The organism is Alkalibacter rhizosphaerae (genome assembly GCF_017352215.1).
GTDB classification, from domain to species: Bacteria; Bacillota; Clostridia; order Eubacteriales; family Alkalibacteraceae; genus Alkalibacter; species Alkalibacter rhizosphaerae.
The window spans coordinates 2,322,827-2,349,064 of record NZ_CP071444.1 but is presented as its reverse complement, the minus strand read 5'-3'; the positions used below and the strand labels follow the sequence as shown (position 1 = coordinate 2,349,064).

At 44.4% G+C, this 26,238-nt stretch carries 19 protein-coding genes; 3 read left to right on the top strand and 16 right to left on the bottom strand.

Annotated features, from left to right (window positions below):
• Window positions 1-80 precede the first annotated feature (80 nt).
• Window positions 81-872 (top strand): DUF4412 domain-containing protein, encoded by a 792-nt coding sequence (locus J0B03_RS11610; protein ID WP_207299761.1) that lies wholly within the window; start codon window positions 81-83, stop codon window positions 870-872.
• A 139-nt stretch (window positions 873-1,011) separates the two neighbouring features.
• On the opposite strand, the gene J0B03_RS11605 is transcribed toward J0B03_RS11610, so the two are convergent.
• The 5 genes from J0B03_RS11605 to J0B03_RS11585 form a co-directional block, all read right to left on the bottom strand.
• Window positions 1,012-1,821 carry a metallophosphoesterase gene (locus J0B03_RS11605; RefSeq protein WP_207299760.1) on the bottom strand — a complete coding sequence of 270 codons (810 nt, stop codon included), beginning with the start codon at window positions 1,819-1,821 and terminating at the stop codon, window positions 1,012-1,014.
• A 101-nt stretch (window positions 1,822-1,922) separates the two neighbouring features.
• The gene (locus J0B03_RS11600) at window positions 1,923-3,734 is read right to left on the bottom strand and encodes a RecQ family ATP-dependent DNA helicase (protein WP_207299759.1); all 1,812 of its coding nucleotides are present in this window, start codon (window positions 3,732-3,734) and stop codon (window positions 1,923-1,925) included.
• Window positions 3,735-3,820: 86 nt separating this feature from the next.
• Entirely contained in the window at window positions 3,821-4,903 is a 1,083-nt protein-coding gene (locus tag J0B03_RS11595; protein ID WP_207299758.1) for a uroporphyrinogen decarboxylase/cobalamine-independent methonine synthase family protein, read from the bottom strand.
• A 140-nt stretch (window positions 4,904-5,043) separates the two neighbouring features.
• On the bottom strand, window positions 5,044-7,419 hold the full coding sequence (locus J0B03_RS11590) for an ATP-dependent DNA helicase (RefSeq protein WP_207299757.1): 2,376 nt from the start codon (window positions 7,417-7,419) through the stop codon (window positions 5,044-5,046).
• A gap of 34 nt (window positions 7,420-7,453) precedes the next feature.
• Window positions 7,454-8,320 (bottom strand): hypothetical protein, encoded by an 867-nt coding sequence (locus J0B03_RS11585; protein WP_207299756.1) that lies wholly within the window; start codon window positions 8,318-8,320, stop codon window positions 7,454-7,456.
• Between the two features lie 188 nt (window positions 8,321-8,508).
• Here J0B03_RS11585 and J0B03_RS11580 point away from each other — a divergent pair, with 188 nt between their 5' ends.
• Window positions 8,509-10,476 (top strand): oxidoreductase, encoded by a 1,968-nt coding sequence (locus tag J0B03_RS11580; protein ID WP_207299755.1) that lies wholly within the window; start codon window positions 8,509-8,511, stop codon window positions 10,474-10,476.
• A gap of 70 nt (window positions 10,477-10,546) precedes the next feature.
• On the opposite strand, the gene J0B03_RS11575 is transcribed toward J0B03_RS11580, so the two are convergent.
• From J0B03_RS11575 to J0B03_RS11550, 6 genes are all read right to left on the bottom strand, one after another.
• The gene (locus J0B03_RS11575) at window positions 10,547-10,948 is read right to left on the bottom strand and encodes a Fur family transcriptional regulator (RefSeq protein WP_207299754.1); all 402 of its coding nucleotides are present in this window, start codon (window positions 10,946-10,948) and stop codon (window positions 10,547-10,549) included.
• A 91-nt stretch (window positions 10,949-11,039) separates the two neighbouring features.
• Entirely contained in the window at window positions 11,040-12,146 is a 1,107-nt protein-coding gene (locus J0B03_RS11570; protein WP_207299753.1) for a GGDEF domain-containing protein, read from the bottom strand.
• Window positions 12,147-12,265: 119 nt separating this feature from the next.
• Window positions 12,266-13,363 carry an NAD(P)-dependent alcohol dehydrogenase gene (locus J0B03_RS11565; RefSeq protein ID WP_207299752.1) on the bottom strand — a complete coding sequence of 366 codons (1,098 nt, stop codon included), beginning with the start codon at window positions 13,361-13,363 and terminating at the stop codon, window positions 12,266-12,268.
• 17 nt (window positions 13,364-13,380) lie between these two features.
• Window positions 13,381-14,676 (bottom strand): DUF2099 family protein, encoded by a 1,296-nt coding sequence (locus J0B03_RS11560; RefSeq protein ID WP_207299751.1) that lies wholly within the window; start codon window positions 14,674-14,676, stop codon window positions 13,381-13,383.
• Between the two features lie 110 nt (window positions 14,677-14,786).
• A complete protein-coding gene (locus J0B03_RS11555) occupies window positions 14,787-16,016 on the bottom strand; it encodes an FprA family A-type flavoprotein (RefSeq protein ID WP_207299750.1) in 1,230 nt (409 codons plus the stop codon).
• A 112-nt stretch (window positions 16,017-16,128) separates the two neighbouring features.
• Window positions 16,129-17,292 carry a serpin family protein gene (locus tag J0B03_RS11550; RefSeq protein WP_207299749.1) on the bottom strand — a complete coding sequence of 388 codons (1,164 nt, stop codon included), beginning with the start codon at window positions 17,290-17,292 and terminating at the stop codon, window positions 16,129-16,131.
• A gap of 285 nt (window positions 17,293-17,577) precedes the next feature.
• On the opposite strand from J0B03_RS11550, the gene J0B03_RS11545 reads away from it, so the two are divergent.
• Entirely contained in the window at window positions 17,578-19,572 is a 1,995-nt protein-coding gene (locus J0B03_RS11545) for an oxidoreductase (RefSeq protein WP_207299748.1), read from the top strand.
• Between the two features lie 77 nt (window positions 19,573-19,649).
• Here J0B03_RS11545 and J0B03_RS11540 read toward each other — a convergent pair whose 3' ends face one another.
• The 5 genes from J0B03_RS11540 to J0B03_RS11520 form a co-directional block, all read right to left on the bottom strand.
• Window positions 19,650-21,485 carry an ABC transporter ATP-binding protein gene (locus J0B03_RS11540; protein WP_207299747.1) on the bottom strand — a complete coding sequence of 612 codons (1,836 nt, stop codon included), beginning with the start codon at window positions 21,483-21,485 and terminating at the stop codon, window positions 19,650-19,652.
• Between the two features lie 137 nt (window positions 21,486-21,622).
• Window positions 21,623-22,027 (bottom strand): DUF4332 domain-containing protein, encoded by a 405-nt coding sequence (locus J0B03_RS11535; RefSeq protein WP_207299746.1) that lies wholly within the window; start codon window positions 22,025-22,027, stop codon window positions 21,623-21,625.
• Window positions 22,028-22,047: 20 nt separating this feature from the next.
• Window positions 22,048-22,644 carry a DUF937 domain-containing protein gene (locus tag J0B03_RS11530; protein WP_207299745.1) on the bottom strand — a complete coding sequence of 199 codons (597 nt, stop codon included), beginning with the start codon at window positions 22,642-22,644 and terminating at the stop codon, window positions 22,048-22,050.
• 138 nt (window positions 22,645-22,782) lie between these two features.
• Window positions 22,783-25,416: a pyruvate, phosphate dikinase gene (gene ppdK / locus J0B03_RS11525; protein ID WP_207299744.1), complete on the bottom strand. Its 2,634-nt coding sequence runs from the start codon at window positions 25,414-25,416 to the stop codon at window positions 22,783-22,785.
• Entirely contained in the window at window positions 25,413-26,234 is an 822-nt protein-coding gene (locus J0B03_RS11520; RefSeq protein ID WP_207299743.1) for a pyruvate, water dikinase regulatory protein, read from the bottom strand. Before J0B03_RS11520 ends, ppdK begins: the two co-directional genes overlap by 4 nt.
• Window positions 26,235-26,238 lie beyond the last annotated feature (4 nt).

Here is a 26,238-nt window from a genome sequence, read left to right as displayed (position 1 = left end):
AGAAATGAAACAGCAGGAATGATTTGACTTTTTAGAAAAGGGTACAATTAATAAAGAATGATCAGAAAGGAAGAGATGGAATGAATCCCATGATGCGAGCAAAAACTGTCAGAATCATTATTAGTGTAATAATCATTGTTGCATTGATTTTAAGTTTTTCCAGCTGCAGTCCCAAAGAGTCGGCTTCCGATGAAAACGACCAACCCAACAACGAATCGACAACAGATCCTTCCAACGATCCGGAGCCAGAACCGGAACCGGAAACCGAAATTACCGAGTCCGAATTGGCAGCATTGATCCAGCAAGGACAACAATTAACGGAATATGCATATACGGTCACCATGACCTCTGATTTTGGGACAACCTCTTCCAAGATCTGGATCAAAGGCGACAACGTAAAAATGGAAAGCTCACAGGATGGCAAACCTTACATCATGTTATATGACAAAGACGCCTCCTATACATTGGATGTGACCAATAAAACCGCCTTAAAGATGAGTTGGGATGACGATGGCATGGAAATGGATGATGATCCGGTATCTTTTGACAATCTCCCGGACACCATGGATGATGAAACATTGACGCTCCTCGGAAAAGAAGTGATCAATGGAGAACCTTGTTTTATCGTAGAAAGCGTCAACGAAGATGATGATTCCAAAGTAAAAATGTGGATCCATGAAGAGTATGGTTTTACCATGCGTGTGGAATTTGTTGGTGATGACCCCAGTGAAAATGTCGTGTCGGAGACCAGCGACCTTCAGGTGGGAAACATTTCGGATGATGTGTTTGTCATCCCATCCGATTATCAGGTCATTGAGTGGGACGACATGATGGATCTGCCAGATGACTGGATGGATTTGGACGAAGAGTAATAACACACGTTTTTGAAAATACGTATCGATCAAGACCAAGTACAGGGTCTCTCCTTGTACTTGGTCTTGCTATTATTATTTTTCTAAACTTTTCCTTTGCATTCCGAAGAAATGGTCTATATCATCGAAATACGACAACTTACCGGAATTCCACCACGACCAATTCCGGAGAATTGCCGATACGCAGGGGGAAAATGCTGTTTCCCAGCCCCCTGCTGACGATCATCGTCGTTTTATCCTCTACGTAGACACCTGCATCATATCTTGGAAAAAAGCCCTGATTTGGCGCAACCAACCCTCCTATTACGGGCAACCGAACCTGACCACCGTGAGCATGTCCGGCAAAAACCAATGGTGCCTCGTGATTTTTGTATTCTTCCATCAACTCCGGTCGATGGGACAGAAGAATGAAAAATGACCCGTCTCTATTAGCAAGCACAAGATCAAGTCGCTTGCTTACAGAATCCACGTCGTCATCAAAAAGGTAGTCCACTTCCCCCATTTCTCCTGCAGGATCCTTCAAACCGGCGATCATCACATGTTCTCCATGATAAATAAAATCCTCCATATGATCTTCCAGTAAGTGGACTCCCAAATTCATCATTCCACTTCGCAAAATATCGAATTCTTCACTAAGTTCTTCATGGTTTCCACTGACATAGAAAACTGGAGCGATCTTGACCCATTCCTCCACTTGGTCCAGTGCTACATCCACTCTTGTTTTTCTTCGATCGATCAGATCCCCTGTAATGAAAATCAAATCAGGCGCTTCCTCGATCAGCTTTTCCAGCAAACGATCTTTCACATTCCAATTATGAAGATCGGAAATCTGCACAATGCGAAGACCTTTCAAGCCTTCCGGCACTCTTTCATCGGAATAGGAATAGAAACTTACCCCAATGGAGATATTCTGCCAGAGCAGATATGCAACCAAGCTTACAAGAAGCAAAGCCAATCTTTTATATTTTAAAAAACTTTTTTTCTTGTCGATCTCTTTTCAACCTCCTTTGTTTGCTACCATTATCTACTTTCCCCCATTGCCTGTCCATCCTAAAAAAACAATGCCGCCAAAAAAATCCCTGCAGTCAAAGCAATCACGATCCAAAAATCAGTTTCCGACAACCAATTTCTTTTTTCAACCTTATTTATGGACCCCATGGGGTCATTCCTTGTTGTTCCGAAATCGATATTGGAAAAATCATTTAGACCGTCCACGTCGCAAAACCCACACCCATCCACTCCAAACTCTGTCTTGTCCTCAAAATATCGCAACAATCGTTCCCTGCGACAAATATTACTATTTTCCACATAATCCTGGATCTGTTTTAACGCTATGTATTTTTGTTTCTTTCGTTTCAGCATGTCCTGTATCACGAGTTCCAGTCTGCTTTCCATCATTTCTTCGCACCAACAGGATGAGTGCAGTAAAATATTGAAACCCTGGCCTTGTTCTTCGAATCTATCAAGCTCATATTCCTGGACCAATCCATGTTTTTCGAAATAGTACAACAATGTCTGCCGTCGGATCGATTTGTCGTGGTGCCACAGTATGGATACCCTTCTACTTTCATCGGATGCCGTCTTCAACTCATGGAAGCATGCAGTGATCTCTTGCCTTAATATTTCTGGAGTGGGACAACTGTCGTAAATAAACTTGGCTTGCATGCCATAGTCACATTTTTCTCCATTTCCATAAAAGCAAGACCACTTATTCACACACAAGGGTTCCATCCCTTGAAACTCCATGGAATTTTGCACACATTGTGATTTTCGATATCTTGCCAAAATCAACACCACCGACTCTTCCCGGTCTCGCCCTGCCCTTCCTGCCTCTTGATAATATGCTTCCAAACTTCCTGGGTAACACATGTGGATCACATAGCGTATGTCCGGTTTATCGATCCCCATGCCAAATCCCTTGGTGGCAACCAACAAAGACACCTGATTTTTTTTGAATGCATTTTGGACCTGTAGCCGTTCTTTATCGGAGAGCTTTCCGTGATAGATTTCCGAATCTATTTTCTGTTCCTGCAAATATTGTTGAATAAAACGAGTCCCAAGTGGTGCAGTGAGATTCCCATCCGGAGCAGCATATACCGTAAAAATCAAACCACTTCCATTGGAATATTTTTTATTCAACACCTCCAGCGCTTGTTTCAATGTTCTTTCCTTTGGACTAGAATCGGGAACCATCAACACCTGCAACCCCAGTTCTCTGCGATCAAGGGACAAACTATGATACACCTGATCTCTTGATATTTCCAAGGTTCTTAAAATATCACTTTGAACAATAGGTGAAGCCGTTGCTGTCACAGCAACTCGTTGTTTCGCTCCCAACTCATCCGCTGCTTTCAACAAGCAAAGATATGCCGGACGAAAATCATGACCCCATTCAGATATACAATGGGCTTCATCCACAATAAAGTACTTCAAAGATCTGGGGTATATTGCTTTTGACAGAGCTGCCCGAAAACGCCTTCCATGCAGCCGCTCCGGAGAGAGGTACAGTATATTGATCTCTCCATTTTTCAGTTTGCGAAGAATTTTGACTTTCTCTTCATTGCTTTTGGAGCTATCCAAATAATCTGCCGATTTTATGCCCGTGTCCCAAAGATTTTCTACCTGGTCTTTCATCAACGATTTGAGCGGCGAAACGACAAGACTGACATCATTGCTCAAGAGAGCCGGTAATTGGAAACAGATGGACTTGCCCGCTCCAGTAGGAAGTATCCCCAATACGTTGTTTCCGTATAATATTGCCTGGATCAACGGCAACTGGCCTTCCCGAAATGCAGAGAGATTGAAAAATCGTTTCCCTGCTTCCAATAGTTGTTTTTCTGTATACATATTGTGTATTTCCATAAACTTCAGCCTTCTTTCACTTCCTTATACGCTAAAACTAAAAAAAACCTTCTTATCCCGCGTGGAATAAGAAGGTTTTATCGATCTTACTTGCTGTATGCGATCCGGGAAACTTTGTACAACTCTTCCCGATAAGCATTGGTCAAAACTCCACCGCCATACAAACTCACGGCGGAAATTTTGCCTGGTACATTCACTTTTTCAAAAAACTCTCTGGCGTATCGTCGTTGGTCTTCTTCGCTGGTCGTTGCCGGATCGAATTGTTCCGGAATGACACTGAAGATGATCTTATCTCCATGATTTTCAAACAGCTCCCAAGTATCGTTCATGGCCTGTGGAGTCCAGCTGTCCCAACCGGCTTCCAGTATGCAGCCGATTCGCTTTGAAATATGTCCGCAACTATGCAGGTCTGCGATCAAGCCTTTGGAGTGGATGTGATCCACCAATTTTTTCATGTAGGGTACGATCATTTCCATGGCAGTGTCTTCCGAGAAGAACGGGGATTGTTGAGAACCCCAGTCATCGTGAACGCAAACGATGTCAAAGTTGTCATACACTTCTACGAATTTATCCACCAAACGGCAACCCAGGTCCGTAGTGGCTTCAAACAAGGCTTTCACAGCATCTTCCTGGTCTTCATCCACCAATGCCATGGCAGCGGCTTCAAAGCCCATGAAGGACACCAGACGTTCAAACCACCAGCCGTTCAACATCCAGATGCTGTTGGCTTTTCCATTGTTTAAAAAATCTTTGTTGGCTTCCGCACTGGCTTCCCAGTCCCAACTATCGATATCCGGGAATGTCAATACTTTTTCCCAATCATTTACATTTTTCAACAAATGGTCTCCTGGGCGAACCATGGAACCACCGGCAATACCCACATATTCCCAAGGGATCCCGAACATGTCTTCAATCACTTTGCCGTCTTCCGGGGGAACCATGTTGGCTTCGATCACAAAACCTCTGGCTGGATTATCCGGATAAACAGAGGGACAAAACAAACCGGTTTCCATACCCAATGGGTACCATACCGGATCTTTTTTATACAAACGTGCATGATTTTCCCTCATACTGATCGGAAAATCAAAAATTGGAATGGGCGGTCCCATAAAACCTGGTTGCTCTCGTACTACTTTCAATTCAGCTTCGTTGAACGGAATCTTGGACATGCGTACTACCTCCTCAAAATAGTTGTGATTTTAGCAAGCTACATATACTCTATTGTAGTATATATGAATTATATAACATTGTCAATTTCTTAATAATACAAAATTATAAAATATTACTTGAAATTAAAATTATCATCACTTCAATTTTGATTTAACCGGTCTTTCTTGTGATTTTCCGCTTCTTGCCAAAATTCATTCAAATCTTCACTCAGCTGTCCCGCTGAACGAACGGTTCTGCTGTCTTTCCAATGGGGTGGAAAAATCCTTTTGTAGTTTCGATGTCCGTACCGCTCATCGATCAGCAATACCGCGCCCATGTCTGATTCGCTGCGAATCACACGACCTACTGCCTGCATTACCTTGTTCATCCCAGGATACATGTAGGCAAATTCAAAACCCATTCCATATTTTTCTTCAAAATGATCTTTTAAAAGATTTTGCTGTGTATTAATCTGCGGGAGCCCCACGCTGACGACGATGGCCCCGATAAGCCGTTGTCCTTTTAGATCGATGCCTTCCGAAAAAATGCCTCCTAAAACGCAAAATGCAACAAAGGTGCCTTGAGGTTCCTCCTGAAAAAGTTCCAAAAATTCCTCCCGTTCTTCCTCCGTCAAACCTTTCTTTTGCACAACGACCTTGGTTTGCGGATAGCGAAGAACGAAATCTTCCTGGACACTCTCCATGTACCGGTAACTGGGAAAATAGACGATATAGTTGCCTTTGCGTACCTCTATGAACGCCTGGATCAAATCGCTGATTCGACCTTTTGTATCTTCCCGTTTGTGGTATTTGGTGGAAACATTGTCTGCCGCCATCAGGCATAGCCTCTCCTGTGTAAACGGGGACTCTAAACTCATATGCCAGTCTTCTTCCTCTCCACCCAAAACAGACTTGAAATATCCCATGGGGGACAATGTGGCACTGAAGAGAATGCTGGATTTCCCTCTCATGCATGCTTCCTTAAGTTGGGTGGCCGGGTCGAGGCATAGAAGTTTCACCGTTACTTCACTTCCTCTGCTTTCTACGAAGGTGATGAAATCCCCATCATAAAAATCTCCAATGCCAAGAAAACCCAATACATCAAAATATTGCTGTAGAAATCCTCCGTCTTCCTGGAGATGCTGGTCTTCTTTCAGCATGCTTTCACATTGGGTCACAAAAAGGGTCAAAAGATGCATCAGATCTACCGGAATTTCCTTTTGAGAAAGAAATCCTTCTTCCTTGCATCCTTTTCGAAGGAAGATCATTTCCTTGTTGATTTTTGTCAGGATGGATTCGTATTCCTTGTTTTTTCCTTTCCATTGCTTTTTCAACTCGTAAAAGGAGGTTTTAGTGATCTGTGCGGAAAACATTTCTCGACCACGATCCACCAGGTTGTGTGCCTCGTCGATCAAAAAAACGCTTTCCGATCTTCCACCTGCAAAAAAACGTCGAAGGTATGCACGTGGATCGAACACGTAATTATAATCACAAATGACCACATCCACCAACAAAGCCAAATCCAAAGATAGTTCGAAGGGGCAAACATGGTGCTCTCTTGCCAGTTCTTCCACTTGAGATCGAGTAAATACATTTGTCTGTTTGAATCCGTCGATGAGTGCTTCGTCCACCCGATCATAATGTCCTCTTGCATAAGAGCAATAACCCGGATTGCACAAAGTCTCGTCACAAAAACAAATCTTGTCTTTTGCTGTCAACACCAACACTTTGGCAGACAAGCCTTTCCCCATCATGTTCATCAAAGCTTCCAACGGTGCTTCACGGGTAATGGTCTTGGCTGTCAAATAAAAGATCTTTTCGATCTCTCCTTCTCCCAAGGCCTTCATGGCAGGATAGAGCATAGAGATCGTCTTGCCCGTTCCCGTTGGCGCCTGGGAAAAAAGTTTATGTTCATGTGTGATGCTTTTATAGGCAGCTACCGCCAGTTCTCTTTGCCCTTTCCGGTAGCCTTCAAAAGGAAAAGGCAAACCTTTTAGACTGTGATTCCGCTCATCGATCCATTCTGTCTGCAACTTTGCCCAAACGCTGTATTTTTCAAGCAGTATGAGCATAAAGGATTCTAGTTCTTTTAAAGAGAAGTTTTTTTGATACTGGACCGATTCCTTGGATTCGATGTTGTAATACGTCATTTGAACACCGACCCTGTCAAGGTCCTTGTCCACACCATACATGTATGCGTAACATTTTGCCTGGGCCCAATGGACCGGCTCCATATCTTCCGATATCTTGGAAATTGGCAAGATCGTGGTTTTGATCTCGTCGATCATGATCATCTCATCCAAGACAAAAAGACCGTCTGCACGGCCTTCCAGCTGAAATTCCATGTCTTCCCAATGCAACATGCAGCGCAATGTCACTTCACTTTCATAGGACTCCACATTTTTTTTATTTATTTTTTGCAAGATTCGATGTGCAACGGCACCTTCCAGCATGCGGTCTCTGGAAACATAACCTCCATCAATGTCCCCGCTTCGAAGGACACGTTCCACCAGCTGCCGGACGGAGAATTTGATCATATAACGGTCCTCTCCCTTCTTGTCCAGTCTATGATCACCATGCCGGATACAATTCCATGGTTCCCGTTTCCATATAATGAGATCCGAATTCCTCTTTGTTAAGAACGATGCCGGCAATGGGTCCCGCACTTTTAAAGGATAAGCCGGCGCTGCTCTCCACCGTCAACTGAACATGATAGTATCCTTCCAGCTCATCCGTTTCCTCCATGATCAACTCGTAGACCCACATTTTTCCTTCCCGGCCCTTTGATTCCACCTGCAACTTGGAAGTCAACTTATTCTCCGTGGTTTCCTCCACCAACAAGCATTTCACCGTGGGTTCATCTTTTAATAGAAACTGGGACTCCTCCAGTTGTGAATATAAGTGAAACTGCAAGCGACTGGGGCCTTCACTTTTATAATCCTTTTCGATCCAGGTCGAATCTACATGCAATCTAAGGATATCTGACAATGGTGCTTCCTGCAGTGCCTCTTGTCGAACGGCCTGATCCGTTTCAAAGGAAACGATCGGTCGAATGGGCATCGGTACGTCAAAAGAAAATGTTGATTCGAAGGATGTTTCGGTTGTGGACATTGCCTCTTGTTTCCGATCACCAATAGTGATAAACACTTTTTCATTTATATTCCACTCTTTGGGAACTATGGTAACGGTAGAATGTACTTTCCCTTCAACGATGTCCAAGGAAATATCCTGGGAACTCAAAATGCTTTCCTCGTACTTCATCTGCTGCAACAATTCTTCTTTCATGTTGTACAAGTCAAAAGTTGTCGCGCCAGGTTGCATGGAAGCAACCTGCTGCTTTAGATCATGGATCTGACCATCCATTCGGTACCAAAATGCAAGATTTGCCAACAGGATCCCTGCCAAAAAGATAGCTGATACTAATTTGCTTTTTTCCACTGTCATCCCACCTTCTCGTTTTCCAATGTTCGGACTCATTATATCCAAAAACCATCCCTGTCGCAATATCACGTTGAATTTGGCTTTTCCCGTTGACAACATCCCCTTCTTATTAGTAATATAAAAGAAGATAAATATTTAACAAATTCTATTTTGTTTGGTTGAAATTTAAAAACAGGAGGTAAATCATGTTCGATCATTTGTTTAGCGAAGGAACCATTGGTACCATGAAAACCAACAACCGAATCGTTTTTACGGCCATGGGCAATGCTTTTGCCAATACGGACGGTACGGTCAGCGAAACTGACATCGCGTTTTACGGAGCCAGGGCCAAAGGCGGTGTTGGTTTGGTCATCACCGAATGTGCCGTCGTAGACGGGGAAACCGGCCGGGGCAACGGACAGCAGATCTGTGTTTACGACGACAAGTTCGTTCCAGGATTAAAGGCGCTGTCAGACGAGATCCATAAATATGATCAAAAGCTGGCTGTACAGATCTATCATCCAGGCCGCCAAGGCGTGACCGCTTTCAACGGAAACGGAACCATGCCCGCACCAAGTGCCATTGAGTGCAAGGCCGTCCACCAACCTACCCATGCAATGAGCCTTGATGAAATCAAGGCCATGGTACAAAAGTTTGTGGCCGCCGCCGTCCGCGTGAAAGAAGCCGGCGTGGATGCAGTAGAAGTTCATGGCGCCCACGGGTACTTGATCAACGAATTCTTGAGTCCATATACCAATGTCCGAACCGATGAATACGGCGGGAGCACGGAAAATCGAATGCGGTTTTTGGAAGAGATCATTACCGGGATCCAGGAAAAATGCGGAAAAGACTACCCCATGCTGGTTCGACTATCTGTTGATGAGTTCTTGGAATATTCCGGCGTGGAAGATCAGGGTCTGAAACTAGAAGAGAGCGTGAAGATCGCCAAACGCTTGGAAGAACTAGGAGTCCATGCCCTGGACATCAGCTCCGGGATCTACGAATCCATGAACACCGCCTGGGAGCCGTCTTCTTTCCCACAAGGATGGAAGATCCATCTGGCAGAAACCATAAAAAAAGCAGTTCAAATCCCTGTCATAGGCGTATCCGTCATTCGGGACCCGGAATATGCGGATCAGATCATAAAGGAAGGCAAATTGGATTTTGCCGGTTCTGCTAGACAACATTATAGCGAGCCGGAATGGAGCAACAAAGCCAAAGAAGGCCGCTTAAGCGAGATCCGAAAATGCATATCCTGTCTTCATTGCATGGAAACCCTCATGGGCATGGGTGGCGCACCCACCACGGAATGTACCATCAACATCCAAACCGGCAAGGAGCATGTTTATACCGACATAAAAAAAGACGGTGCAAACCGCAAAGTTGCCATCATCGGCGCCGGTCCGGCAGGACTGGAAGCCGCAAGAGTACTTTTAGAAAGAGGCTTCCAACCGGTGATCTTTGAAAAAAACAAACAACTTGGCGGACAACTTCAACTGGCCAACAAGCCGCCAAAAAAAGAAAAAATCAACTGGTTGATCCAGTTTTTACAGGCAACCACAGAAGAAAAAGGGGTCGAGATCCGTTACGGTCACGCAGCGACCTTGGAAGAACTGAAGAAGCTGGATCCCTACGCTATTTTTATCACCCAGGGTTCCAAACCTTTCGTGCCAAAATTTTTGGCAAACACCGGTTTGGATTCGATCGTAACTGCAGCTGATGTTCTTGGTGGTACCTTAGACATCCAGGAAAAAAACGTTGCCATCGTAGGTTCCGGTTTGACTGGATTGGAGACTGCCCACTATCTGGCAGAAAGAAAAAACAAGGTGCATCTCTTCGAGATGGAAGAAAACATCGGGCCTGGTCTGTTCTTCCAAAACCTGATCGATGTGATGAACCACATCATGCCGTTGGGTGTGGAATTGCACCCAAACAGCAAGCTTATCGATGTGCGAGAAGGTCAGGCAACCTTTGAACACACCGTTACCGGTGCCTGCTCTACCTTCGATTTTGACTGCCTGGTTTTATCCATCGGCAACCAGCCTGCAACAGATTTGGTGGAAGAGATCAATAAAGAATTTGACAATGTTCGGATCCTTGGCGACGCCAACAAGGTCGGCAAGATTCGAGATGCCATGGAAGACGGATTTCTGGCAGCATATGAATTGTCTTGATCCACAAAAAAAGAAGAGAGGATATGGACGGATCCGTCCATATCCTTTTTGATATTGTTAGCTGTATGGATTACTCCTTGCAATCACTACACAAACCGCGAAAGAACACATCTCTCTGATGAACTTGGTAGTTTTTCAATACATCGTGCTCCACTTTTCCCAACAAAATAGGAAAATCAACGATCATCCCACAATTCTGACATTTAAAATGACCATGATCCTTCACATCGGCATCGTATCGAACCTCGTTGTCCTCAATGGTTATGGACTTGACCAATTGCTTTGCTTCGAACAACTTTAAAGTATTGTAGACGGTAGCTTTGGACAATGTGGGGATTTCCGGTTTCAATTCGGAATAGATCTGTTCCACCGTGGGATGAATCCTGTTTTCGTTTAAATATTCCATCACTTTCATCCGTTGATAGGATGGTTTTATTTCATTTTCAAGCAATATACCTGCAATATTGTTCATTTTTTCACCTGTTTCCTTACTTATACTGGATTGAAATCGATATCGATTCCAATATTATAATATAAAGAAACTATTTATATGTCAAGTAAAATCATCGGATTAATAGTGAATGATCGTTCTTTTGAAGTTGCTTGTAATGATACATTTGTTTGTCTGCTTCTTTCATATTTTTTTGAAAATCCAGGACTTGATTTCTTTTATGATAGCTGTACCCGTAGGACACTGTAGGCAGGTGTTTATCATTTAGCCGTTCGCACTGGAGCTTTTCCGTCAACTGCTTCAGCCTTCGTTCCAGATCTTCTTCCCTTGTCTCCTTGGCAATGACACAAAATTCATCTCCGCCGATTCGATAACAATAACCGTTGTCATTAAAAGTATCACAGATCATGGATCCTATGGTTTTCAAAACCAAATCACCGTAATCGTGACCATAAGTATCGTTGATTTCCTTAAACAGATTGATATCAAATACAACAACAGTATACGCATCTGAGCTTTTCAACCGACTGGAATCCTTGTCAAAGGCTCCACGGTTTAAAAGTTCAGTAAGGGTATCAAATCTTCCATCAAACTCGGCAAGCAGAATATAGTACAAAAACAACGTTAACGTGACGCAATGCCAGGAAGAGTAGATCATTGGAAATATTAGCTGAATACAGGTGCCTGCAACTGCAAAAATTGCCAGCGCAAGGATCTTCCCACGAATGGTAAAAAGATACTTTTGTCCTGAACGGAGTGTTCCAATCACCAGAAGAAGGATATTGAAAAGATATACGATCACAAAAATGAAAAATACGGAACCTCTGAAATATCGATTGCTTTGGTCCACAAGAAAAATCAACCCATAAAAAGGAGATAGTAGAGTGACTGCCATATTCACCAAAGTAGGCAATAAAAGCAACAAATGGGCTTTTACCAGCTTCAAGTCAAAAATGGCGACTAAAAAAATAGGGATCCATGGTGTCAAACCAAATCCTAGAACGTTGAAAAAAACATGCAATGGTCGAAATCCTGCCGATTCTTGCCCATATCTCAAAGTCCCTGCTTCGGCAATAATAACAAGAACAGTAATAACAATACCGATAATAAATGGTTTTTTTCGAAGCCTGTTCAGGATGTTGTTGCCTTGGACCAAATTAACAAGAAATAGAAGTGCTGCGATATCAATGATAAACGTCACGATGTAATTTTCAACCATCTACAGAATCCTTTCCTTGTATCATCTTACATTTTTCCATTTTATTATAGCATACCAAGTAAAATGGAGTCTATCCTGGTTCTCCTAGATAGACTCCATTTTTACCCTATTCTATTATGTTAGAATCGCAAAATTGGTTTGATGGTTTTTCCGCTTTTTGAATCTTCAAATGCCTGATTGATCTCTTCGAAATCGTAAAACTGAACCAATTTGTCCAAAGGAAAAGCTCCTTGTTTATATAACTTGACCAGCTTTGGAATGAAAAGTTTGGGTATAGCATCTCCTTCTACCACGCCCATAAGGGTCTTTCCAACTCCCATGATGGCATTTTGCAGGGGGATCTTGAATTCTCGATCACCGCTGGACGCTACGATGGCGCATGTCCCCAACGGTTTCAAGCAGAAGAGTGCTTGGTTAACCAGTGTCTCCACGCCGGTAGTGTCTAAGCTGCAATCAGCACCGCCGCCAGTGACTTCCTGTATGCTTGTCACCAGATCTTTTTCCTTTTTCCCATTGAAAACGATGTGAGCTCCCAATTCTTTTGCCAATTCCAAGCGGGAATCGACAGCGTCCACACCAATGATTGGATCAGCTCCCATGATTTTTGCAGCCATGATCGCACTTAGACCGACAGCTCCACAACCAAATACTACCACAGCACTTCCCGGCTCCGGCTTCAATTTGTTCATCACTGTGCCAGCTCCCGTTTGGATCCCGCAGCCCAGAGGACCCATCAGCGACAAATCCACATCCTTATCGATCTTGATGGCATTGCGTTCGTCCGCAATGGCGTAGGTTGCAAAGCTTGCTTGGGCAAAAAACGTAGAAAGTTCTACCCCGTCCTTAGATAACCGTTTGGTACCATCTTCGTATGCACCCAAAAAGCTTGTTGGAAAAGCCCATTCGCATTGGCTGGGATGCCCCGTCATGCAGGCTTCACATCTGCCGCAGGAATAGACCGTCAAAACCACGTGATCTCCAGGTTTTATATCCCGGACACGGCTTCCCACTTCCTCTACGATACCAGATCCTTCATGACCGAGTACCGCTGGCAACGGCACCGGCATTTCCTGGTCTCTTGCCACAGCGTCCGTGTGACAGACACCACAGGCGATCATGCGCACCAATACCTCCGTTTCTTTCGGTTTGGCAATTTCCACTTCTTCGATGCGAAATGGAGCACCCGGTTTCCGAACAACTGCTGCTTTGATTTTCATACATGTAGCCTCCTTATCTATATGCAGGGACTTGGACAGTCCGTACATGGTTCCGCTTCATTTTTTTGAATGATTTTCAGGGTTCCATTGTCGTTCAACAAAATGGGCTTGATGGCTCCTTTTGCCGGTACCACTTCCCCCAAGCCGGCACTGTCATATGTTTTTTTGAGATGATTTTTTACCAGATACCATCCCTTCTGGGTCATGACATGAACCGGGATCTTCATGCCAACCTGCGCAATGGCATTTGGTTCGATGTGATCTTTCACTTGCTTGGAAGCGCAGGACCAAACGATATCCGCATGTCTTGCCATGATTTTAGCCGTTTCCTCATCAATTCCGGTAGTACATAGACCAAACTTGTATAAAGTCGTTTCCTCCTTTTCCATGGCGCTTAGGGCTTCCAACAAATGATTCTCCTTAGACGCAACAGATACCGCAATATTTTGCATTCCCATGGAAATGGCTTTGCGGACCCCTTCCACCTGGTCGATGCGAGCTGTATGGGGAAAAATAGGTACGATATCTTCCGTTGATGCCGTTTCCATGATTCTTTTGGAAGGACTGGTATAGAAGAGCCCGGTCATTCGCTTCACCGCTCCTTGAGTATTTGTCTGGCTGGTGGTTATGATGGTACCCAAGTTATTGGAAACGATAACGGCACCATCCAGAAGGGTGGAGAAAAACGCAGAACTCATGATCTCCGATGCTCCGAAAAGCACATTGGATTCGCAGGAATTCAATGGCCGCTGGTCGTCAAAATACCCACCGGCAATAACCACTTCATCGATCAACTGACACATCAATTTCGACTGAACTTCCTCTGTCGCATCCTTTAAGGAATCGATCAACTCCTCTGCCACCTTACCACCAACTTCTTTAAGAAGTTGGATCATCAAGGGACAATACTTGATGGGGATGGGAGTCGCTTTGACGGCTTGCAATCTTCCGTCCAATCGTTGCAGCAGGATATAGCTTCCAAACATTCGGGTGATATGCATTTCCTTGTCTGCGTAGTGATCCCTTATCCACTCCAAAACCTGCTGATACAGGACTCCACCATCGATTCCGGTCACGATCAACGTACCATTCTCTATCTGGATCTCCTGGATTTTCGACCCCTCCGCTTGATTGCGAATAAAATCTGTCAGCCCCGCTTCTTGCCAGTGGTTGTAGCGGGCTGCTTCTTCTGAAGGCATGGAAAAGTAACGCTCCACATCAGGTCGGTTCAACTGGATTCTGTATTCGAAATATTCTTTTCCTTCCTGGGTGGTCTGTATCACCTGGCATTCTTCATATTGAAACGTCTTCATGATCTTCGTCCTTTCGATACTTCCGTATTATCTTTCGTATACCCATTCCAATGAAATCTAAAATCGAGGCAGTAAAAAAGCGGCAATGGCCGCTTTGTGTTTTTTAATGATTACGCTTCATTTGCTATGGCTCGAACCTTTTTTACCAATTCCATTACTTGGGCTTCCACTTTTTTCAGATCTTCTTCATGGGGTGAACCTTTGAATTCCAGAGGCTCATCAAAATCCCATTTCATATTGTTGCGTTCGATGATTTGAGAAAGTTCTTTCCACGCTCCACCGGACCACCCACAGGAACCAAAATATACAGCTGCCTTGTTTGTGATCTTTTTTCTCCCCGCTTCATCTATTGCAGCGGCCACTGGTGGAAACAGCTTGTATTCATAGGTAGGAGCTGCAACGATGACACCTGCACTTTTAAATATGGCTGCGACCATGTCGCTTTCCGTACATCTCGGCATTTCCATAAGATGAACGGAGATCGCTTCTTTTTCCAAAATCTTCAAAACATGATCCAACGCTTTTTTTGTCATGCCATACATGGATCCCCACAAAATGGCGATCTCCCTTTTGCCTTTTCCTTCTCCGTATCCGATATATCGCTGGTAATTATCCATGATTTCGGAAGGATTGGAACGATATACCGGACCATGGCCGGGTGCAATGATCTTGACATCCAACCCTTTTGTTTTATCGATGGCCTTTTGCACGAAAGAACCAAAAGTGGCCATTACGTTGCTGTAGTATCGGATGCCTTCCTCTTCAAAGAAGGCCTTGTCTTGATCGCTCATTTCATCGTCAAAGTAGCTGTTTTCGATCTTGCCGAAAGATCCGTACATGTCGCAACTCATGAGGGTCCCCGTCTGATTATCCAATGTCATCATGGTATCCGGCCAGTGAACATTAGGCGCCAAATGAAAACTCAAAACTTTTCCCGCTCCCAGATCCAAGGTATCCCCGTCTTTTACCATAACCACATTTTCTGTTTTATCAAAAAACTGATCCAGCAATGCTGCAGATTTTTGAGATGCATATATTCGTATGTCCCCTTTGATTTTCAGCAAGCTTTCCATCCATCCGGAATGATCCGGCTCCATATGATTGACTATGGCATAGTCAAGGTCTTCGATTTTAACGCCCATTTTTTCTAAGGCATCATACAAGGTTTCCGGGATGCCATCCCATCCGATCACACCGTCTACGATGGCTGTTTTCTCTCCTTGTACCACGTATGAATTCAGGGTCACTCCATTGGCCAGATCCCACATTCCTTCAAATAAAATATCTTCAACGTTCATGGACAGCATGTGTACGCCGTCGGCTATCTTCACATTTTTCATTTTTCTACCTCCATCTCAATAATCAGTAACAATTCTCTCATAATAACATGATACCAATTTTATCCCATTACTTCAATGAGATAACCAGGGATTTAGCAGTTGGTAAACGTCTTCATCCATTGTTTGGATCTTCCATAGTACCGATAAACAAGGGCGTGTTTGTTTCATTGTTCCAGATGCCGTAAAGGAAAGGTCGATCAAAAGTCAGGCTCGCATTGACCTCGGGCATGGATGTCAAACGCATTTCCACACTGGTGACGGCAGCAGCTTCCGTGCCTTTTTCATCCACCCGGGCAAATGTCTTGTGAAGAACTTTACTGATGTAAAGATCTCTGTTTCCACTTTCGCTCATGGCCGAAAAATCCGCTGAAGTATCAAAAGCCGACCCCATACCCATATCCGTCAAAATGGTATTAAGTTCATTTTCATATCGGACTTCGAATTTCGGTATGGACAACATCACTGTAGAAGACTTGGCCTGGTCGATCAAATCAGCCAGTAGCTTTGAATCCCAGTTTCTAAGTTCATTTCTGATATCTAGTCCTTCATTTGGGAGAAATGCAAAAAACTCATAGGTGGCGTCTTCGTAAGGCAACAAAATACCTTGAATGTCGTTCCAATCCACATATTTCATTTCTCCAGTACGATTCATGAAAGGTACTTCCAATAATTCGACTTTTCCATAAAATGTATCATTTTTTGTATCGTCCGTTAAAAAAGGCTCTTTCCAGTCGGACTTAAAATACACCGCATTGATCAGATACATCATTACATCCTCATCGATCTCTTCCACGATCTTCTCGATCTTGCCGTTTGTATTGTCCTTCACCCACTGGTTGATGGTCTCTACGGCATCAGGATCGGAAAAATCCATTGCTCTGGCTCCAGCGTCATAATAATCGGCATTGGTTTGCAGAAAATCGATGGCAACATCATAAGAGGGACGAACCCAGATGGAATTGGCAATGGAAACATTAGTCTTTTCCGTCTCCTTGCGCAACAATCCCATCCAATTTCTTGCCTGTTCATTGGCTTTGGTCAACTCCAGACCATCCAGTCGAAGCGCTTGTTGCATTCCTTGAAGGGTATCTCCATTTGATCCGTTCATGGTCATGGCCATGGCCAAATAGACGGATGTAGGAGACACTAGGATGTTTCCTTCCTTGTCCAAGGAACGCAAAAACAGATCCCAGGAAAAATCGTTCACACTTTCCTTCAATGTTTCGTTCATGGAAGGAATAGGATCCGGCCAGGATTTGGCCTTGATATTTGTCATCAGATCGCTGGCTCCTGGAGATGCTGAATTGCAGGCCGTCATAAAAAATAAAATAAAAAGTATCAATATTAAGTATGGAATCTTTCGTTGTTTTGATTTCACGAGGAAAACCTCCTTCGATTATATATCTACCCCGTTAGACGACAAACTCTCAAAAATGTTCCATGTTCATTGAACAGAAAAATCATTGCTAAAGATTTTTTATTACTTTAAATATTGTAAATGCTATGCTATAATTAACATGTATTTTTCAACAAATAAAACATCTGCGAAAGGAAGTGTCTTATGAGTACAAATTATCCAAACGTATTTCAATCCATACGCATTCGAGGAGTGGATTTTAAAAATCGGATCGAAATGGCCCCCCCTTCCCCCAACCGCGCCGATAAAGACGGCCGAGTATGCCGGGAATTTGTGGATTGGTTTCGTCCCATGGCCAAAGGTGGTGCGGCAACCATCCATGTAGGTAACAGCGTTATTGACAGCTCCGAATCCAGTGATGAAGAACGACAGCTCGATATGGGTAACGATGGCGCCATTCTTCCCCTCTCCACCTTTGTTGAGATGTGTGAAAGCTACGGGTGCCAGGCATCCTTGGAAATCAATCACTGCGGAAGAGACACCAATCCCTCCCGCATCGGACGTCCAGCCATCAGCGCATCCTCCATGGTCACGCCTATGGAAAATATGCGGGCAGCCATGGAAGGTCGAGAACCAATTCCTACGGAGGAAATGAGCCACGAAAAAATCAAGGAAACCGTAGATAAATATGCCATGGCTGCATACAGATGCAAAAAAGCTGGCATGAAGATCTCTATGATCCACGGTGGACATGGAAATCTGATCAGCCAGTTTGCCAGCCGTCTTTATAATAAGCGAACCGACGAGTATGGCGGATCTTTGGAGAATCGAGCAAGATTTTGCATCGAAGTATTGGATGCCGTACGGGAAAAAGTCGGTGAAAACTTCGTCATTGAATTCAGGATCAGTGCCGATGAGATCCACCCTGACGGAATGCACTTCGAAGAAACCTTGCAATTCATCGATATCATAAAAGATAAAATCGACATCTTGCATGTTTCTGCAGGTCTGCATGGAGACTTCGCCTATTTTAGAAATTGGTGGCAAAACGCCATGATGGACCGTATGTACAACGTCCATTACGCGGAAAAAATCAAAAAAAGATTCCCGGATCTTCTGGTGGCCACTGTTGGTTCCATCATGAGCATCAAAGATGCAGAAGAGATCATTGCCACCGGCAAAGCAGACTTTGTGGCCATGTGTCGACCACTCATCGCCGACCCGGACATGCCAAGAAAATATGCCTTGGGACAAGAAGAAGATCACAGACCTTGCATTCGCTGCCAATACTGCGGCATGCGCTTGACCAAGCCGAGAGTCATCGGATGCGCTGTCAATCCTTACAGTGCCAACATCGATGCCTATCCAGACGGAAAAGTGCCATTGGCAGAACAGAAGAAAAAAGTCGCCGTCATCGGTGGAGGTCCTGGTGGCATCCAAGCTGCCATTACCCTTCGTGAAAGAGGACACGACGTTACATTATATGAAAAAGGCAATCGACTGGGCGGTAACGTTATTGGCGCAGCAGCACCAAGCTTCAAAATCGACATGAAAGACTATTTGGACTACTTGGTTCTTCAAGCCAACAAAAGCGGTGCAACCATTTTATTGAATACGGAAGCTACCAAAGAGCTTTTGGATCAAGAGAATTTTGACGCCATGGTCGTCGCCGTTGGCGCTGACCCATTCGTTCCCAAGGTAAATGGGGTCGACAAACCCCACGTTCACTGGGCACCGGATGCAGATGTGGGCTTGGTAGAAGTCGGCAACAAATCCGTCATTGTCGGTGGCGGTGCCATCGGCATTGAAACAGCTATCGGTTTGAAAGAAGAAGGCAAAGAAGTGGAAATCGTGGAAATGGCTCCTGATTTCAACCATCTGGCTCAAAACTCCAGTGGAACCATGCAGGATCTATTGGAAAAAATCGATACATTAAAAATTCCGGTTCACTTGAACTGCCGATTGATGGAAGTAAAAGATGATGAAGTGATCTGTGTGGATACCAAATCCCAAGAGCAAATTTCTCTTCCGGCAGACACTGTGCTTTTGGCAGCTGGAATGGTCCCCCGCCATGCAATGGTGGATGATCTTCGACAAAGCGTGCCAGCAACCGAAGTGTACATCGTTGGTGATGCAGTGGACGTAGCGACCATAGCAGAAGCCGTTAATGGCGCTTTCAAAGCTGCAGCCCAAATTTAAACAAAACAAATAAGACCATTCACACACAAAAGAGTTGATTTGTCGGTTGGACAAATCAACTCTTTTTCATTCAAAAGTTAACAATAAGAAGACGCATCCTCCAATACTTTTTCAAATTGGGTATCAAACAATTGCTTGTAGATGCCGCCACCGGCAAGCAACTCATCATGCCGTCCCTTCTCTACCAACATCCCCTTGTCGATCACCACGATCTGATCCGCAGCTAAAACCGTTGACAGGCGGTGGGCTATGACGATGTTTGTTCGATGCTTCATGACCAGCTCCAAGGATTTTTGGATCGAACTTTCCGAAATGGAATCCAAGGAGGAAGTGGCTTCATCCAAAACAAGGATCTTCGGATCTTTCAAGACCACCCGAGCTATGGAAACCCGTTGCTTCTCGCCTCCGGATAGTTTTAATCCCCTATTTCCAACCAAGGTATTGTATCCATCCGGCTGGTTCACGATAAACTCGTGGAGATCGGCGATCCGGCAAGCTTCTTCCAATTCTTCCTGGGTGGCATCTTCCTTGGCGTACAGCAGATTTTCTCGAATGGTTCCATTAAAGAGATAGGTATCTTGGGAAACGAATCCCACCAGGTTTCGCAAATAGGTCAAATCCATGTCGCGCACATCCACTCCGCCGATCCGAACGGCCCCTTCGTCAACATCGTACAATCGGGGGATCAGATTTATGATAGTGGATTTTCCAGACCCCGAAGGGCCTACGATAGCCACCATGGATCCGTCGTCCACTTGAAATGAGATTTCTTTGACCGTATCGATGCCCAATCGATAGGAAAAGCGAACTTCATCAAATACCACTTCCGTGGTTTTCAACTCCGGTTTCTGAGGGTCCTCCGGGTTTTTTACATCCGATGGCCGATCGAAATATTCAAAAATTCGACTGAAAAGCGCTACCGACCGAACAAAATCCACTTTCACATTCAAGAGCATTTGTATGGGACGATACAAACGGTTGATCAAAATCACGGTCGAAGTGATCACTCCTACAGTCAACGCATCATCCACCTGTCGAATCAGCATATATCCACCTGCAAAGTATATGAGGAGCGGTCCAATTTGGGCAAAAAGTCCCATCATGACACGGAAGAATCGACCAGACCTCTCTTCCTTCATGGCGATCTCAGTCAGCTCTTGATTGGCTTGGTCAAATTTTTCGATCTCTTTTTCCTCTTTCGTGAAGAGCTTCACCAATAGAGATCCACTGATACTCAAGGTCTCATTGATGATCTGGTTCATTTCATCGCTTTTTTGCTGGCTTTCCGATAGAAGTTTCCATCGTGTTCTTCCTACCTGACGCGAAGGAATGATGATGATGGGAATGACCACCACTCCCACCAAAGCCAATTTCCAATTCATTAGAAATACAGCCACCAAGGTGGTCAAGACAACGATGGCATGACTGACGATACTTGTAAGTGTCCCTGATATAATGGCACTGACACCACCAATGTCGCTGTTCATTCGAGTGATGATGTCACCCTGTTTTTCTCCTAAAAAGAAGGATTGGGGCATGAGGATCAGATGGCGGTACATTTGGTTTTTCATATCGTAAATTATTTTATGGGAGATCCAGGCATTGATATAACTTTCCATGGTGATGATGAACTGGGACCCTACCAATGTGACAAAAGCGAGCAACAGCAGCCGAACCAACAAAGCCAGATTTTGCCCTGTCAATGCCTCGTCCACGATTCTACCAGTGATGATGGACGGCCACAACCCAATGATGGAAGAGGCCACGATGGCGATAAAGACGAATATAAATTGAAGCCGGTACGGCTTCAAATACGACAGGATCCGAAAAATAAGCTCCTTGGTGATCTCCGGTTTGTTGTTTCGTTCTTCTTCCGTTAAAAAACGCCGTGGGCCTGGTGGTCTGGTAGCCATTGAGCAATCCCCTTTCGTGTTGCACCTGGTTTCCTTGTAAAAATCATATCCTTTAGGTTTTTAAAATGACACGGATCATTTCTAATATTATAACAATAGTTTCAAAAAGAAAAGGCCTTGCGGCCTTCTCCTGATTTTCAATATTCCAACGCTCGTTCCAATCCAGCTGCCTGTTGGATCCATTCCTCGACTTGTACTTGAGTAGGAGGCCTTCGAACCAGCTTCTTGACTTCATTGACTTCCAGCATTTTTTGAAGCAGGTTTTCTCCCTTTCTTCTGGCCAGCTCCGGAACCGTATCCACTCCTGCCGCTTCCAACAGTTCTGCATATTCGCCACCAATGCCTTTGATTCGGAAAAGATCTGCATGATTGGCAAATTTTAAAATCAATTTTTCAGAGATGCCTGTTGCTTCCGCCAACTTGGTACGTTTGCTTTTCGTTTTGCAGCCTTCCAACAATTTTTCTACAGAACTGATTCCTTGCTCTTTCAGTTTGCCTTCCAGCGTTTCGCCAATTCCCTCGATCATCGTCAATTTCGACATGTCTTGTCCTCCTTGAAATTTTATTTTTTAAACAACTTTCCAACAATATTGCCGACATCATCCATAATGTCGCCATCCTTGTCCGCATCCAACAATCCCATCAACATACCTTGCATTCCGGAACCTCCCGTTTGCTGTACCAAGCCTCCCAGAAGTCCTGAGAGCCCGTTGGCTCCTACTTGCTGCTCTCTCTTTTGTTTGCCCAATGCACCCAACAGCAAGGGCGCCAATTGGCTCAATAGTCCGTTTACTTGATTGGATTGCAAGCCTGTTTGTCGGGACAATTGATTTTCCACCGCGTCAGGTTTGGAAAATACATGTTGTAGAATCTTTTGACCATCATTCGTATCTACGCCACCCAGGAATCCCATAATGTCATCCATGGGATCATCAGCATGAGCTTCCAAGGCACGATCCAGGCCCTGGGCTCCTCTTTCATCCTTTGCATTCTTTTGCATTGCCGCTAAAAGAGCAGGAATACCCATCGATGTCAGTTTTTCGACCTGATCCGGTTCTGCCCCCACCTTTTGTCCCATGGTTTTGAGCACATCAGGGTCTTTCAATTGATTGTTCAACAAATTTAGAAGATCCACATAGTCCCCTTCTTTCTTTTTCATATATTATCCTTATTCCCTTCTTTTTGACAAATAAAACAAAATAAAAAAGCTTCAAGGCATCAGATCATCCTCGAAGCTTTTATAAAATTGGTTCAGATTTTTTCTGCTTTTATTATTTCTGCACCATTTTAGAATCGGTCAATTTTCATTTTTTTCTTTAAGAACTGCTTGTGCTGCTGAAAGTCGAGCGATCGGTACTCGGAAGGGAGAACAAGATACGTAGTTCAATCCCACCTTGTTGAAGAAATCAATGGATTTTGGATCTCCGCCATGCTCTCCACAGATACCCATCTTTAAGTCTGGTTTGACGGATTTCCCTAATTTCACAGCCATTTCCACCAATTTCCCCACACCTTCTAGATCGATGCTTTGGAATGGATCATCCACCAATACTTCTTTATCCCGATATTCTGTAATGAATTTCCCTGCATCGTCACGAGAGAAGCCAAAGGTCATCTGGGTCAAGTCGTTGGTGCCGAAAGAAAAGAAATCTGCATTCTCTGCGATTTGATCGGCAATGACCGTAGCTCTGGGAATCTCGATCATGGTTCCGACCAAATAGTCGATTTTCACGCCTTTTTCCTCCATGACTTCCTCCACGGTCTCCACAACAATTTTTTTCACATAATCCAACTCGGCTTTTATTCCAACCAAAGGAATCATGATCTCCGGTATGATGGTGGTATTTTCTTCTTGTTCCACTTCGAGTGCCGCTTCAATAATGGCTCTTGCCTGCATTTGGGCGATCTCAGGATAGGTCACCGCCAATCGGCACCCCCGATGACCCAACATGGGGTTGAACTCATGGAGGGAATGAATGACTTCTTTAAGCTCCGTTACATTCATTTCCATTTCATTGGCCAACGCCACAATATCTTTTTCTTCCGTGGGTAGGAATTCGTGCAATGGCGGATCCAGCAATCGAATGGTGACCGGCAATCCTTTCATGACTGTGAACAAGCCCTTGAAATCTTGTTTTTGCATGGGCATTAGTTTATCCAGCGCTTTTTTTCGCTTGGATACCGTGTCGGAGAGAATCATCTCGCGAACCACAGGGATCCTTTCTTCTTCAAAGAACATGTGCTCGGTTCGACACAATCCGATACCTTCTGCGCCATAAGATATTGCTGTTTTTGCATCTCTTGGAGTATCTGCATTGGTTCGGACACCCAAGCGACGTTTTTCATCCGCCCACCCCATCAATGTTGCAAAGTGCCCGGACAATGTGGGTTCTACGGTCTTGATGCTGCCTTTGTATACTTTGCCTGTGCTTCCATCTAAAGATATGTAGTCTCCTTCTTGAAGACGCAGGTCACCAACGGCAAAAATCTTCAGCTCTTCGTCCACTTTTGCCATCTCGCATCCGGCTACACAGCATTTTCCCATTCCACGGGCAACTACTGCTGCATGAGATGTCATGCCGCCACGAGAAGTCAAAATACCTTGTGCAACGTTCATACCCTCTATATCTTCAGGAGATGTTTCTTTTCTTACCAAAACCACCTTTTCGCCTGCTGAAGCCGCCTTAACGGCATCGTCTGCATTAAAATAGATTTTTCCGGTTGCCGCTCCTGGCGAGGCCGGGAGGCCGGTAGCAATAGGCGTTGCCATTTTCATGGTCGCTTCATCAAAAGTAGGATGCAACAGTTGATCCAACTGTCTGGGGTCGATACGCAGTACCGCTTCATCCTTGCTCAGCAAACCTTCTTCCACCATTTCCACAGCAACTCGAAGGGATGCGTTGATGGTTCTTTTCCCGTTTCTAGTTTGAAGCATGTAAAGCTTGCCTTGCTCTATGGTAAACTCAATATCCTGCATATCCTTGTAATGGGTCTCAAGATTTGTGGTGATATCCCAAAACTGCTGGTACACTTCCGGCATGATTTCTTTCAACTCTTCAATGGATCTGGGAGTACGTATACCCGCAACAACGTCTTCTCCTTGGGCATTCATAAGGAATTCTCCGTAAAGCTTCTTCTCTCCTGTAGCAGGATTTCTGGTAAATGCTACACCGGTTCCTGAATCGTCTCCCATGTTTCCAAAAACCATGGACTGAACATTGACAGCAGTACCAAGATTATGTGGTATGTCGTACAAATTCCGATAAGCAATGGCACGATTGTTGTTCCAGCTTCGGAATACGGCATTGACAGAATCCAACAACTGTTCATTGGGATCCTGGGGAAAATCATTTCCAGATTCTTTTTTTACAATGGCTTTGAATTGTTCCACCAGTTCCTGCAAATCTGCAACGGTCAACTGGGTATCGTATTCGTATCCGTTTTTATCTTTGGCTTTTTCCAAAACGTTTTCGAATCGATACTTGGGGATCTCCAATACCACGTCGGAAAACATTTGAATGAATCGTCGATAACTGTCATAGGCGAAACGCATGTTTCCGGTTTTTTCTCCGACAGCCACTACTGTTTGGTCATTGAGACCCAAATTCAAAATAGTGTCCATCATGCCCGGCATGGAAAACATGGCTCCAGATCGAACGGAAACCAACAATGGGTTCTCCCGATCCCCAAATCCTTTTCCTGTCTTTTCTTCAATAGACCGAAAGCTTTCCTTGATCTGTTCAATGATTTCCGGCGTGATGGACTTGTTGTTGTCGTAATAGGCTCGGCAGGCATCCGTCGTGATCGTCAAGCCGGGAGGTACTGGCAGACCAATATTGGTCATTTCCGCCAAATTCGCCCCTTTACCACCCAGCAATGCTTTCATGGACGCGTTTCCTTCTTCAAAGAGATAAACATACTTGCTGCTCAATTCGATTCCTCCTCACGTATGATTGATAGTATGATACTGGCTGTTTCCTCAATTGCTTTGGTGGAAACATTTATGACAGGACAGCGAAGCTTGTGAAACAGTTTCTCCGCATAATCCAGCTCATTCAAAATACGTTCCATATTGGCGTAGGTCGCCGTGTAATCCAATCCCAAGGCTTTGAGCCTTTCTTGTCTAATGCTGTTTAGTTTGTCAGGGTCATTGGTCAATCCAATGATGGTGCCCTTGATCCCTTCAAACAGCTCTTTTGGCGGATCCACTTCCGGCACAAGGGGAATGTTGGCTACTTTGATGTTTTTATGCGCCAAGTACATGCTCAAAGGGGTTTTTGATGTTCTGGAAATACCCAACAACACCACATCGGCTTTGCGGATCCCCCTGGAATCCTTGCCGTCGTCGTACTTGACGGCAAACTCGATGGCTTCCACTTTTTTGAAATAATCTGCATCCAACCGACGATTGAGTCCGGCTTCAAATAAAGGTTCCCGATGGGTCAAATTTGATAATGCCTCGATAACGGGTCCCAACACGTCGACAGCAGGTATATTGTATTCTTTGCACTTATCCATGATGTACTTTTTCATCGCCGGTATTACCAAGGTGAAAATCACAACGGAATTCTCGTCTTTCGCTTCATATAGGATCTCATCGATCTGTTCTGTCTCCAAAACAAAAGGAAAGCGCTTTATCTCACTGATGCTGTTGTTGAATTGGATCTTTCCCGCTTTGGCCACCAGCTCACCGGTTTCCCCCAGGGAATCCGATATCACGTATATGATGCCTCTCTTTTTCGCTTCCATGATT